10 protein-coding genes are annotated in these 13,313 nt (G+C 70.2%); all 10 read left to right on the forward strand.

All coding sequences use genetic code 11. The features are described from left to right. Nucleotides 1–16 precede the first annotated feature (16 nt). Entirely contained in the window at nt 17–2,398 is a 2,382-nt protein-coding gene (locus IT347_10865; protein ID MCC6350076.1) for a tetratricopeptide repeat protein, read from the forward strand. After that, entirely contained in the window at nt 2,395–3,237 is an 843-nt protein-coding gene (locus tag IT347_10870; GenBank protein ID MCC6350077.1) for a PHP domain-containing protein, read from the forward strand. Before IT347_10865 ends, IT347_10870 begins: the two co-directional genes overlap by 4 nt. An 89-nt stretch (nt 3,238–3,326) precedes the next feature. Then, on the forward strand, nt 3,327–5,075 hold the full coding sequence (locus IT347_10875; GenBank protein ID MCC6350078.1) for a hypothetical protein: 1,749 nt from the start codon (nt 3,327–3,329) through the stop codon (nt 5,073–5,075). Between the two features lie 69 nt (nt 5,076–5,144). Continuing rightward, the gene (locus tag IT347_10880) at nt 5,145–5,558 is read left to right on the forward strand and encodes a helix-hairpin-helix domain-containing protein (protein MCC6350079.1); all 414 of its coding nucleotides are present in this window, start codon (nt 5,145–5,147) and stop codon (nt 5,556–5,558) included. 198 nt (nt 5,559–5,756) lie between these two features. Further along, nucleotides 5,757–7,451 carry a type IV-A pilus assembly ATPase PilB gene (gene pilB, locus IT347_10885; GenBank protein MCC6350080.1) on the forward strand — a complete coding sequence of 565 codons (1,695 nt, stop codon included), beginning with the start codon at nt 5,757–5,759 and terminating at the stop codon, nt 7,449–7,451. 28 nt (nt 7,452–7,479) lie between these two features. Continuing rightward, entirely contained in the window at nt 7,480–8,562 is a 1,083-nt protein-coding gene (locus tag IT347_10890; protein ID MCC6350081.1) for a type IV pilus twitching motility protein PilT, read from the forward strand. A 9-nt stretch (nt 8,563–8,571) separates the two neighbouring features. Beyond that, complete coding sequence (locus IT347_10895) at nt 8,572–9,789, forward strand: type II secretion system F family protein (GenBank protein MCC6350082.1); 1,218 nt, start codon at nt 8,572–8,574, stop codon at nt 9,787–9,789. A gap of 2 nt (nt 9,790–9,791) precedes the next feature. Beyond that, a complete protein-coding gene (locus IT347_10900; protein MCC6350083.1) occupies nt 9,792–11,474 on the forward strand; it encodes a PAS domain S-box protein in 1,683 nt (560 codons plus the stop codon). Nucleotides 11,475–11,511: 37 nt separating this feature from the next. Next, nucleotides 11,512–12,927 (forward strand): sigma-54-dependent Fis family transcriptional regulator, encoded by a 1,416-nt coding sequence (locus IT347_10905; GenBank protein MCC6350084.1) that lies wholly within the window; start codon nt 11,512–11,514, stop codon nt 12,925–12,927. 249 nt (nt 12,928–13,176) lie between these two features. Continuing rightward, nucleotides 13,177–13,313: prepilin-type N-terminal cleavage/methylation domain-containing protein (locus IT347_10910; protein ID MCC6350085.1), on the forward strand; the 137-nt coding region annotated here is incomplete at its 3' end.

Consider the following 13,313-nt stretch of genomic DNA (forward strand, 5'->3'; position numbering starts at 1 on the left):
GGGAGAATCAGCCAACTTGGAAAAGGCGATCGAGATCAAGCGTCGAGCTCAGCGCTGCATCCAGAATGGCGATCTGGACGGCGCGCTGGCCGAGTACGAGAAGCTCGTCGGCTTCGAGGACTCCGACCCCTACAACTTCGTCCTGCTGGCGGACCTGCTCTACAAGAAGGGCGAGCAGACCGACGCGGCGGACCGTTACCTGTCGGCCGTCGCGGCCTACGAGAAGGCCTCGCTCTACAAGAACGCGATCGCCGTGTGCAAGAAGATGACGCGGCTTTCGCTGTCGCCGGCCAAGGTGTTGAACGCGCTGGCGAACCTGCACGCGCTCGACGGCCTGGCGGGTGAAGCGGCCCTGTACTACGTGCAGTACGCCGAGCACATGGTGCGCTCCAGCGCGCCCGCGGAAGCCGCGCACGCGCTCCGCAAGGCCTTCGACGTCTGCCAGGACAACATCAAGGTGCTCGAGCAGCTTTCCGAGGCCTGGGTCCTCGCCGGCGACCAGCACCAGGCGGCGGAAGCCCTCGTCGAGGCGGCGGACCAGTACCGCCAGCGCGGCCAGGAACGCGACGCGACCCGCGTGCTGACCCGCGCGGCGAAGCTCGACGCGAGCGTGGACGGCCTGCCGGCCGAGGCGCTGGCGGTGGCGGGCGAACCCGGGCCGGAGACGCACGAGCTGGGCGCGAACGAGATCGAGCTGGAGTCCGCTCCCGACATCTCCACGCCCGAACCGCAGCGCATCGAGCGGGTCGAGTCCGCGCAGGAACTCACGGCTCCGGCCGCCAGGGACGGGCTCGACCTCGAGCCGACCGCGCGGGGCAGCGTCATGATGGCGCGTCCCGACTTTTCGGCGCGCGGAGCGGTCGAGGGCTTCGACTCGGGCCGCCATGATTCGGCCCCGCCCGCGGCCGGAAATGGCTCCGGCGCGGCCTCGCCCGCGGACTTCGCGGTTTCCGAGGAGGAACTCGCGCCGCACCACGGAGCCGCAGGCGACGAGGAAGATTCCGAAGCGGGCGACACGGTGCGCTTCGTGATCGACGAGGCGAGCCTGTCCGAGCCGGCGCCGGCCCCCACGTCCGGGAGGGCTGCAGCCCCGGCCGATGCGGGCGACGAGGTGCACGTCTACGAGATCGGCAACGATGAAGAACCCGGGACGACCTTCGCGTATGCCGACGAGCCCTCACCGGTCGCTGCGGAGCCGGAACCGGAGCCGGAGCGCGCGCCCGAGGAGGACGAAGACGTCGTCGTGATCCTCGAGGAGGAGGAGGACGAGCCCGAAACGACGGCCCCGGCTCCCGCCGCGAGCGCCGAGCCCGCCACGACCGCGGCGCCGGGCCTTCGCTTCGAGCCGCCGGTGGCCGCGCAGCCGGCCGCAGCGACGCCGCCGGTCGCGGCGCCGGTGCCGCAGCCGCCCGCACCCGCGCCGCAGCCGGCGCCTCCCGCGCCGCAGGCGATGCCGGCGCAGGGCCCGACGACGCAGGAAATCGGCCTCCAGCAGGTCGAGGCGCTGCTCACCTCGGCCCAGGAGCAGTTCCGTGCCGGCGACCGCGAGAAGGCGTCGGGCACGCTCGCCCGCGCGGCGCAGGCGTACGAGGTCCTCGGCCGCTTCGACAGCGCGGCGACGATCTACCGCAGCCTCGGCCGCAGCGCGACCGTGGCGCCGTCGGTGCTCGAGCTGTGGCTCATCAACTGCGAGCGGCGCGGCGACAAGAAGGAAGCGGCCACGGTCGCCTGCGAGATGGGCGATCGCGCGCTGAACGCAGGGGACGAGTCGGAAGCGCGCCGCTGGTTCGAGCGCGCGATGGTCTTCGACGCCCAGAACGACACGGCACGCCGGCGGCTTCAGCGGCTGGCCGGCGGCGCGGCCGCGGGCCCGGTCGCGGTCGCTTCGCCCGCCCCGCCCGCGGGGGCGCCGCCGATGGAGGCGGGCCGCGTCGAGGTGGCGGTCGGGCGGGGCGAGGCTGTGACGTTCGACCTCTCGGGCCTGCTCGCGGAGTTTCAGCGTGGCGTCGAGGCGCAACTGGCCGGCGATGCCCAGAGCCATTACGATCTCGGCATGGCGTACCGGGAGATGGGCCTGCTCGAACAGGCGGTGGATTCCTTCCGCGTCGCGGTGGGCGAGCCCAGGCTCGCGCCGCGGGCGCTCGAGATGATCGGCCGCTGCCACATCGAGCAGGGGCGCTGGGCCGAGGCCGTCGGCGAGTTCCGCCGCGCGCTCCAGCACCCGATCGAGGACGGCGGTGACGGCGAGCTGCGGTTCCATTACGCGCACGCGCTCGTCGAGCTCGGCGAGTCCGAGGCGGCGCTCGCCGAGTACGAGCGCGTCTCGGCGCAGATGCCCGGGTTCGAGGACGTGAACGACCGGATCGCGGCGTTGCGCCGCGTGCTGGGCCGCGCATGACGCCTGCGCGGACTGCCCGGACGGGCGGCCGCCGGGTCGATCTGCACTCGCACACGTTCTTCAGCGACGGCCAGCTCTCGCCCGAGGAGCTGATCGAGCACGCCCTGGCGCACGAGGTCGTCGCCCTCGGGGTCACGGACCACGACACCGTCGAGGCGATGCCGCGCGCGCTCGCGGCGGCCGAAGGCCGGCTGCGGCTCGTGCCGGGCATCGAGATCTCCTCGACCTTCGGCGAGTGGGACCTGCACGTGCTCGGCTATTTCATCGACTATCGGAGCGAGTCGCTGCTCGAGCGGCTGCAGGCGTTCCGCGGAGAGCGCCGGCAGCGCGCGCTCGCCATCATGCAGCGGCTGCGCGAGCAGGGCGTTCCCGTGGACGAGAAGGCCGTGTTCGCGTCCGCCGAACCCGGCGTCGTGGGCCGGCCCCACGTCGCGCAGGCGCTGCTGCGCGCCGGACACGTGCCGAGCGTCGAGGCCGCGTTCCAGAAGTACCTCGGAACCCGCGGCAGCGCGTTCGTGCCACGCCCCGCGTTCCACTCCGAGGAGGCCATCGCCTGCATTCGCGACGCCGGCGGCGCGGCGGTGCTCGCGCATCCGGGTCCGGCGCTGCCGGAGCTGGTCGTGGAACGGCTCAGGGAAGCCGGGCTCGACGGCATCGAAGTCTGGCACCCCATGCACGGCGCACCCGCCATTCGCCGCTGGCGGCTGGTGGCGAAACGCCTGCAGCTCATCGAGAGCGGCGGTTCGGATTTCCACGGCACGCACCGCGGCGCCGGCCTCGGCGAAATGCCGGTGCCGGCGCGCACCGTGGACCTGCTCGCGGACGCCGCGCGCCGTTGACGCCCGCGCGCGCGCGCGACTAACCTTCGCGGCCGCAGATCCCCGACGCCCACCCCGACGGAGTCGCCGCCATTCGCCGTTCTTCCGCAGTGCCCGCACTGGTCCTCGGCCTGCTCGCCGCCGCGCCCACCGTCGCGCCGGCCGCCGACGTGCCCGCGGGGCATTCGGTCTCGACGTTCGCCGCCTGGTGGGCGCGCCCGGGTTCGCCGGGTTGGACTCCGGACGCTTCGCTGTCGTTCGGCATTCCTCCGGTCTTCGCGGGGCTGTCCGCCGGCGGCTTCGAGCTTCGCGACCCGCTGGCGCCGGCGGCGCTTCCCGCGCCCGGCGTGGCCGAGGCCCAGGCGCCGCTCGCGTGGTACGACAGCGCCACGGTGGTCGTCGGCGAGGGCGCCGCCTGGCGCGGCTTCGGCACCGCCATCGCCAGCGCGACGCCGGTGCTCGCCCCGCCGACGAGCCGCAAGCCGCGCTCGGTCTGGACCGTCGTGAGCGGCGACGCGGGCCTCGACCGCAACGGCATCTACGTCTCGCGCGGCGACGAGCGCTCGTGGGTGCGGGGCGGAGCCGTGGCGGACCAGCGCGAGGTGGCGGGGGACCTCGAGCGCGCCGGCGACCACCTGTGGCTGGTGAACGGCGGAGCGCGCCGCGGCCGTCACGTCCTCGACGGTTCGTTCGCGCAGCGGGGATCGGCCGAGCGGCAGCGCGTCGGCGCCGCCGACGCCGCGAAGGGCGAGTCCGGTTCGTTCGGCTGGAGCTGGAGCGACTCGATCCGCGCGCTCTCGGCGCGCCTTTCGCGCGGGCGCGACGCGCGCGAATCGTTCGCGGCCGGCGACGTGATCTATCCGTGGGTGCGTCGCGAGGCGCAGTCCAACGTCGCCGAGCTCGCGGGCTCGCTGCGGCGCGGACGCGGCGAACTGGGAGCCAGAATCGAGGTGCGCCAGGGCCGGGTGAGCCGGGAGTACGCCGGAAGCGCGACGCGCGACACGTGGGAGGAGCATGCGGTGTGGGCGGCGGCGCGCGTGATCGCGCCGGTCGGATCCGGCCGGCTCGAGCTGGAACTCGGCGGTGGCCGGCACGACGCGCCCAGCCGCAGGCGCGAGCGCTGGCAGATGTCGCCCGCGCTGGTCTGGCGGGCCGGCGGCGCCGCGCGCTCGCTGCGCGTGTTCGCCGAGCGCGTCGTGGACCCGGTGTGGAGCGACCTCTCCGCGGGCGTGCGGCCGTTCGTCCAGGACAGCTGGGTTTCGGGTGCGGAGGTGCGCGCCGCACGGCGCAACGCGCACGCCGGCGCGCTGGCGCTCACGGGCAGCACGGGCGGGCGGGCCGTGCTGGTGCGCTTTCCGGTGCGCGACGTCGCGCTGCTGCAGGGCTGGGAGGCGGAGGACGAGCGCTACCGCTTCGCGTTCGCGAGCGCCGAAGCGGGGGTGAGCTGGCGGGTGCTGAGCCTAGAAGGCTCGGGCTACCTGCTCGCGCGCGAGGGCGACCGGCTCGCCCGCCGCGTGGACCCGGCCGTTGGCGCGACCGCCGCCGTCGGCGCGGCGTTCCGGCTCTTCACCGGCGACCTCGGCGTGCGGCTGCGCGCCGAGGCGTCGTGGATCGGCGAGCGGGAGACGGATACCCGCGATGCGTTGTTCGGCGACGTCACGCTTCCCGGGTACGCGACGCTCGCCGCGCGCGGCGAGTTCACGCTCGGCGATGCGACGTTCGTGCTGAGGGCCGACGGGCTCGAGAACGTCCGGCACGAGGAAACCTGGCTCGACCTGGCGAGCGCTCCGGACCTGCGGCTGGCGCGCGACAGCGGTCGCACGTTCCGCTTCGAGATGATCTGGCCGCTCTTCAACTGATTCGCCGGCGGCCCGCGGGCGTTCGCCCGGCCGCCGGTCGCCTCCGCCACCGCCCCCGCGGAACGCGACGTGTTCGACCTCACTCCCGCCGAGCGCCGGGGCGCGCTCGTGCTGCTGGCCCTGGTGGCGATCGGAACGCTGTCCGACCTGCTGTGGCGCGAGCCGCGGCCCGCGCCGGCGCCGCTGCCGCCCGCCGCGGAGTCCGGCCCGTCCGCGCAGCCTCCGGCGGGCGTCGGCGCGCTCGACCTCAACCGGGCCGGCGAGGCCGAGTTGGATCGGCTGCCGGGCATCGGTCCGGTGCTCGCGTCACGAATCGTCGCGCACCGGAAGCTGCACGGGCCGTTCCGGTCGCCCGACGACCTGCTGGCGGTGCCGGGCATCGGGCCGAAGCTGCTGGAGCGGCTGGGCGCGAGCGTCATCGTGTCCGTTCCCCGGGCCGCCGCGGGCGACAGCGTGCGATTCGCACGATCCCCACGCCGATGAGCTTGCGGATTTCCCTTCAGCCACCGGCCCGACCCTCCCGATAACCCGGACGGATCGTGCCCGGCCGTGACTTGCGCGCCTCGTGGCGTGCAGGCCGCAGGGGCACGTCGCTTGCGGACGGGCCCGCGGCTCGCGCGCAAAGCGCACTCAGGCAACGGCTCCAGGCTCGCCGTTCGGCTCACCTCCGGGGAAGCGCTCGTGGTCGAAGACATCGGTCAGAAACTTCTCGAAGCCCGTCTCATCGACGAGAACGCCCTGCAGAAGGCCGCCCTTCAGCAGAAGACCGGCGGCGGATCGGTCACGGCCAATCTCGTCAAGATCGGAGCGATCAGCGAGGAAGGTCTGCTCGACTTCCTCTCGAAGCTCTACAACTGCCCCGCGATCGACCTCAAGGGCTACGAGCCCGACCCGGCGCTGATCCGGCTGATCCCGGGCGACGTCGCGACCAAGTTCATGGCGCTGCCCGTCTCCAAGGGCGGCCGCAAGCTGGTCGTCGCGATGGCGAATCCGTCCAACATCTTCGCGATCGACGACATCAAGTTCATCACCGGCTACGAGGTCGAGCCGCACGTCGCCTCGGAAGCCGCGGTCAAGAAGGCGCTCGACCGCGCCTACGATTCCGCCGGCACGATGGCCGACGTGATGAAGGGCATGGAGGAGGACCTCGACGTCGTCGAGGAGGACACGCAGGCCGAGGCCGAGACCGGGATCGGCCAGGTCAACGACGCGCCCATCGTCAAGCTGGTCAACTCGCTGATCGCCGACGCCGTGCGCAAGGGCGCCTCCGACATCCACATCGAACCGTACGAAAAGACACTGCGCGTGCGCTTCCGCATCGACGGCGCGCTGCAGGAGATGATGGCGCCGCCCTACAAGTTCAAGGCCGCGATCACCTCGCGCCTGAAGATCATGGCCGACCTCGACATCGCCGAGCGCCGTGTGCCGCAGGACGGACGCATCAAGATCAAGGTGCTCAACCGCACGATCGACCTGCGCGTCAACTCCCTGCCGACGATCTTCGGCGAGAAGATCGTCATGCGAATCCTCGACAAGGCGAACCTCAACATCGACCTGGAGAAGCTCGGTTTCGAGCCCGTCTCCATGAAGGAGTTCCTCGCCGCGATCCTGAACCCTTACGGCATGGTCCTCGTAACCGGACCGACGGGCTCAGGAAAGACGACCACGCTCTACTCGGCGCTCTCGCGCGTGAACACCCCCGAGGTCAACGTCATGACCGCCGAGGATCCCGTCGAGTACAACCTCGACGGCATCAACCAGGTGCTGGTGAACGAGGGCGTGGGCCTGACCTTCTCGGCCGCGCTCAAGGCCTTCCTGCGCCAGGACCCCAACATCGTCATGGTCGGCGAGATCCGCGACATCGACACCGCCAGCATCGCCACCAAGGCGGCGCTCACCGGCCACCTCGTGCTCTCGACGCTGCACACGAACGACGCGCCCGCGACGATCGGACGACTGATCGACATGGGCATCGAACCGTTTCTCGTCGCGTCGTCGGTCAACCTGATCCTCGCGCAGCGCCTGCTGCGCAAGGTGTGCGCGCATTGCAAGCGGCCCGCCAAGCTGACCGACGAGATCCTCCACGAGCTGCAGATGGATCCGGAGGAGGCCCGGTCGGCCACCATCATGCAGGGCGAGGGCTGCGTCGAGTGCAACAACACCGGCCACAGGGGCCGGCAGGGCGCCTACGAGGTCATGACCATCTCGCCGGCGCTGCGGGACCTGATCCTGCAGCGGGCCTCGGCGATCGAGATCAAGCGCGCGGCGATCGCGGGAGGAATGCTGACCCTGCGCATGGACGCGCTGCAGAAACTCAAGCGGGGCATCGTCTCCGTCGAGGAAGTGCTCAAGGAAACCGCGGCGGACAAGCTGTGATCCGGCGCACGAACCCCACGAGGAACCCATGGCGGACCTGACCCTCCGGCAACTGCTGGAAGACATGGTGCAGCGCAAGGCCTCCGACCTGCACATCACGGCGGGCGTGCCGCCGGAACTGCGCATTGACGGTGCCATCACCGCGACCGAGTACGAGGTGCTGTCGCCCGAGAAGTGCGCGGCGCTGGCCTACAGCGTGCTGTCGGACGAGCAGCGCAAGCGCTTCGAAACCACCAAGGAGCTGGACTTCTCCTTCGGCGTCAAGGGGCTGTCGCGCTTCCGCGCGAACACCTTCCTTCAGCGCGGCGTCGTGTCCATGGCGATCCGGCAGATTCCGTACGAGATCCTGGCGATGGACAAGCTCGGCCTGCCGCCGGTCGTCCGCGAGTTCACGAACCGTCAGAAGGGCATGATCCTGGTGACCGGTCCGACCGGGAGCGGCAAGTCCACGACTCTGGCGGCGATGCTCGACAAGATCAACGCCACGCGCCAGAGCCACATCATGACGATCGAGGACCCGATCGAGTACATCCACCACCACAAGAAGTGCATCGTCAACCAGCGCGAGATCGGCGCCGACACGGCGTCGTTCCCGACCGCGCTCAAGTACGTGCTGCGCCAGGACCCCGACATCATCCTGATCGGTGAAATGCGCGACCTCGAGACCATCGAGGCGGCGCTGACCATCGCCGAGACCGGCCACCTGGTGTTCGCGACCTTGCACACGAACTCCACCTACGAGGCGGTCAACCGCATCGTGGACGTGTTCCCGGCCGACCAGCAGAAGCAGATCCTCACGCAGCTCGCGTTCACGCTCGAAGGCGTGATGACGCAGCAGCTCGTGCCGCGCAGCCGCGGCGCCGGCCGGATCATGTGCGCCGAGGTGCTGGTGTGCACGCCGGCGATCAAGGCCGTCATTCGCGAGGGCAAGATCCACCAGATCTACAGCCTCATGCAGGCGGGACAAAAGTTCGGAATGCAGACCATGAATCAGGCGCTGCTTCAGGCCGTGCTGGACAAGCACCTCACGGCCGAGGACGCCATTGATCGCAGCACGGACCGCGTGGAGCTGGAGGGCATGCTCCAGAAGGTCCTTCGGGCGGCAGCCTAGGAGGAGACGATGGCGACCTACGTTTGGAAGGGCCGCAGCATGGCCGGCGAGGCCCAGAGCGGCGAGATCGAAGTCGGGCGTCAGGAAGAGGCGCTCGAGATCCTGCGCAAGAAGCGGATCCTGGTGACGTCGCTGCGCCCTAAGGGCGGCGGCCTGTCCATGCCCAAGCTGGGCGGCGGCGTCAGCGTGTCCACGAAGGACCTCGCCATCTTCACGCGCCAGTTCGCGACGATGATCTCCGCCGGCCTGCCGCTCGTGCAGTGCCTCGACATCCTCGCGAAACAGTCGAGCAAGCCGTCCTTCGGCCGGGTCATCAACGAGGTGACGCGCGAGGTCGAGGCGGGCGCGACTCTGTCCGACGCGCTCGGCAAGCACAAGAGCGTGTTCGACGACCTGTTCCGCAACATGGTCGCCGCCGGCGAGGCCGGCGGCGTGCTGGACGAGATCCTGCTGCGCCTGGCGACCTACATCGAGAAGGCCGACGCGCTCAAGCGCAAGGTCCAGAGCGCGATGGTCTATCCGGCCGTCGTGCTGACCGTGGCCCTGGGCGCCACCGCGTTCATGCTCATCTTCATCATCCCGACGTTCGCGAAGATGTTCACGGACTTCGGCGGCGAGCTGCCGCTGCCGACCAAGATCGTGCTCATGCTCTCGGACTTCCTGCTGCACTACTGGTGGGTCATGATCCTCGCCGTGGTCGCGCTGGTGATCGGAACGCAGCGCTACTACACGACCGAGAACGGACATCGCCAGATCGACGGCTTCCTGATCAAGGCTCCGGTGCTCGGGGACGTGCTCCTCAAGGGCGCGGTCGCGCGCTTCACCCGGACGCTGGGCACGCTGATCTCCTCGGGCGTGCCGATTCTCGCCGGCCTCGAGATCACCGCTCGCACGGCCGGCAACAAGGTCATCGCCGAGGCGATCATGAGCGCGCGCGCCTCGATTCGCGAAGGAGAAACGGTGTCGGCCCCGCTCAAGACCTCGGGGGTGTTTCCGCCGATGGTCACGCAGATGATCGCGGTCGGCGAGCAGACGGGCGCCCTCGACGAGATGCTCACGAAGATCGCGGTCTTCTACGAGGCCGAAGTGGACACGGCGGTGGACACGCTGACCTCGATCATCGAGCCCATCATGATCGTCGTCATGGGCGGCATCGTCGGCGGCATGGTCGTCGCGATGTACCTGCCGATGTTCAAGCTCATCAGCGTCGTGGCGGGCGGCAACTGACGATGACCGCGACCGCGGGCACGAGTCTGCGACTGGCGCCGGGCCTCGAAGGCCCGGCCGCCGGGGCCCAGGGCTGGAACGCGCTCCAGCACCTGATCCTCGGCCGCCTGCTCGTGGCCTCGCTCGCGCTGCCGTGCGGGCTGCTGCTGCGCCCCGAAGTCACCGCTCATCCGGTCGTGCTCCTGTGGACGACCCTGGTCGCCCTGGGCGTGCTGTCGGCGGTCTTCGCCCTGACGGCGCGCACGCTGGGCGGTCACGCCGTCCAGGCGTACGTGCAGATGGCGGTGGACCTCGTCTTCATCTGCTGGCTCGCGGCCGCGACCGGCGGCCGGGACAGCCAGTTCGTGCTGTTCTTCGCCCTCGTCGTCATCACCGGCGGGGTGCTGCAGCGCATCGCCGGCGGGTTGTTCGCCGCGGCCGGGGCGTGCGCCGGCTATCTCGCGCTGCCGTGGCTGGCGGCCCGCGTGACCGGCGTCCCCGCGCAGCCGGCGGCGGACCTGCCCAAACCCGAGCTGCTGGTGGCGTTCCTGACCATGGTCGGCGTGCTCTCGGGCGTGCTCGGCGAGCGCGTGCACCGCACCCGCGGCGACCTCGAACGCACCGCGCGCGAGCTCGATCGCGTGCGGATCGACAACGACGTGGTGCTGCGCCACCTGACGACCGGGGTGTTCACCGTGGACCACAACGGCATCGTGGGCTACCTGAACCCCGCGGCGGAGCAGGTGCTCGGCACGCGCGCGATCGAGACCCGCGGCCGGCACGTCAGCTACGCGATGCCCGAGCGTCTCGGGGGGCTGCGCGACCTCGTGCTGGACACGCTCCAGCGCCAGCGCGGACGCGCCCGCGCGGAACTGCACCTGCAGGGCGCCGCCGGGCGCCATCTGCCGGTGGGCGTTTCCACGAACGTGCTCATGCACGAAGGCCGGATGACCGGAGTGGTGGCCGTCTTCCAGGACCTGACCGAGGTGCGCGAGATGGAGCGCCGCGCCCGCCGCAACGAAACGCTCGCCGAACTGGGCGCGCTCGCGGCTGGCATCGCGCACGAGCTTCGCAACGGCCTCAAGCCGATCTCCGGTTCGGTCGAGTACCTGCAGCGCGAGCTGAAGCTGGACGGCGAGGAGTCGCAGCTGATGGACCTGATCGCCCGCGAATCCGGCCGGCTCAACAAGTTCGTCACCGAACTGCTGTCCTACGCGCGCGAGCGCGACCTGGCGCTCGAGCCGGTCCGCCTCGGTGACCACCTGGACGATTTCGCCGTCGCGCTCCGGCACGACCCGCGCCGCTCGCCCGGCGTGGACGTGCGGTTCGAGCCCGGCGATGCGGACGTGCGCGTGGCGCTCGACCGCGAGCAGATGCGGCAGGTGTGGCTGAACCTCGCCGCGAACGCGTTCGAGGCGATGGGTGAACGGGGGACGCTGGTGATTCGCTGGCGACCCGCCGAGGGTGGCGGTGTGGCGGTGGAGTTCAGCGACGACGGATCCGGCATCGCGGCCGACGACCTGGCGCGTGTCGGTGAACCTTTTTTCACGACGAAGCGGGGAGGCACGGGGCTGGGGCTCGCGATCGCACAACGCATCGTCGAGCGCCATGGCGGCGTGCTGACCCTCGAGAGCGAAGCCGGACACGGCACGACCGCGCGGGTGAACCTGCCCGAGGCGGCCGGGGCCGAGGTCCAGGCGGCGTGATCGGGCCCGTGCGCATTCCGAAGACGAGGTGAACCAGATGGCTGCGGAGAAGATCCTGGTCGTCGACGACGAGCAGAGCATGACCCAGTTCCTCGGCATCGTGCTGAGGAAGGAGGGCTACCAGGTCACGACGGTCAACAGCGGCCGGGAGGCGCTCGAAAAGGTCCGGACCGAGAACTTCGACGTCGTGATCAGCGACATCAAGATGCCCGGCATGGACGGCATCCAGGTCCTGCAGAGCATCAAGAAACACGATCCCAACATCCCGGTCGTGCTGATGACCGCGTACGCGTCGCAGCAGTCGGCGATCGATGCGGTCAACCTGGGTGCGCTCCAGTACCTGCTGAAGAACGCCAAGAACGACGAGATCAAACTCGCGGTCCGCAACGCCCTCGAGCTTCGCAAGGTCCGGACCGAGAACCAGTTCCTCAAGCGCGAACTGAAGAAGGGCCACGAGGAGAAGACCATCGTCGGCTCCTCGGAGGAGATGACGCGCGTGTTCCGCATGGTGGACAAGGTCGCCGACAGCGAGGCGACCATCCTCGTGCAGGGCGACAGCGGCACGGGCAAGGAGCTCATCGCCCGCGAGATCCACTACCGCAGCCGCCGCGGGAGCGGGCCATTCGTGAGCATCAACTGCGGCGCCATTCCGCGCGACCTGCTCGAGAGCAATCTGTTCGGCCACGTGAAGGGCTCGTTCACGGGCGCGGTGAAGGACTCGCCGGGACTCTTCCAGGTCGCCGAAGGCGGGACGTTCTTCCTCGACGAGGTCGGGGAGATGCCGCTCGCGACGCAGGTCAAGCTGCTGCGCGCGCTGCAGGAGCGGGAGATCATCCCGGTCGGAGGCACGCAGCCGGTCAAGATCGACTGCCGGCTGGTGGCGGCCACGAACGTGGACCTCGAAAAGGAGGTCGCCGAGGGACGCTTCCGCGCCGACCTGTTCTTCCGCCTCAACGTCATTCCGCTGCGCATGCCCTCGCTGCGGCAGCGCCGCGACGACATTCCGCTGCTGGTGGACCACTTCCTGCGGCGCCAGCTTCGCGACGGCACGCCCAAGACGGTCACCAAGGAAGCCATGGAGCTGCTCATGAAGTACGACTGGCCCGGCAACGTGCGCGAGCTCGAGAACGTGATGGAGCGCGCGCTGGTGCTGGACGAGGGCGGGGTCATCGGGCCCGAGGACCTGCCCGACAAGATCCGCTTCGGCCACAGCCAGAAGGGCAGCCTGGTCATTGATTCGCCCAACATGACGCTCGACGAGCTCGAGAAGGAATACATCCTCAAGGTCCTGAACTACACGCGCTGGCAGAAGAAGCGCTCCAGCGAGCTGCTGGGCATCAACGCCTCGACCCTGTACCGCAAGCTCATCGCCTACGGCATCGAGAAGCCGGGCGCGGGGCGGGACGGCGGCGTGGACGAACTGGCGGCGGAAGGGGACGAGCGGGCTGCGTGATTTCGCGACCGTGCGTGCGAATCGCCCGCCGACGGTCCGGGGTGATTGAAAATCGCACGATGAGCAGTGCGGGGCCGGCGGTCGGGGCGGCGTAGGAAGCGGAGCAAGCCGCTGGCGGGCCGCAGGTTCGGCGGACGGCGGACGACGGAAGCGCGGATGGTACGTCGGTTGCTTTATCGAGTGGGCAAGTTGAGCGCGTCACAGCGGCGCGATCAGCGCCGGCAACACCCCAACGGGAGGAGCACTCCAATGGTCAAGTCGCAGAAGGGCTTCACGCTGATCGAGCTGATGATCGTGGTCGTGATCATCGGCATTCTGGCCGCGATCGCGATTCCGAACTTCATCGCGATGCAGAACCGCGCGAAGGAAGGTTCGACCAAGGCCAA

This window comes from Candidatus Eisenbacteria bacterium (genome assembly GCA_020847735.1).
GTDB lineage: Bacteria > Eisenbacteria > RBG-16-71-46 > RBG-16-71-46 > RBG-16-71-46 > CAIXRL01.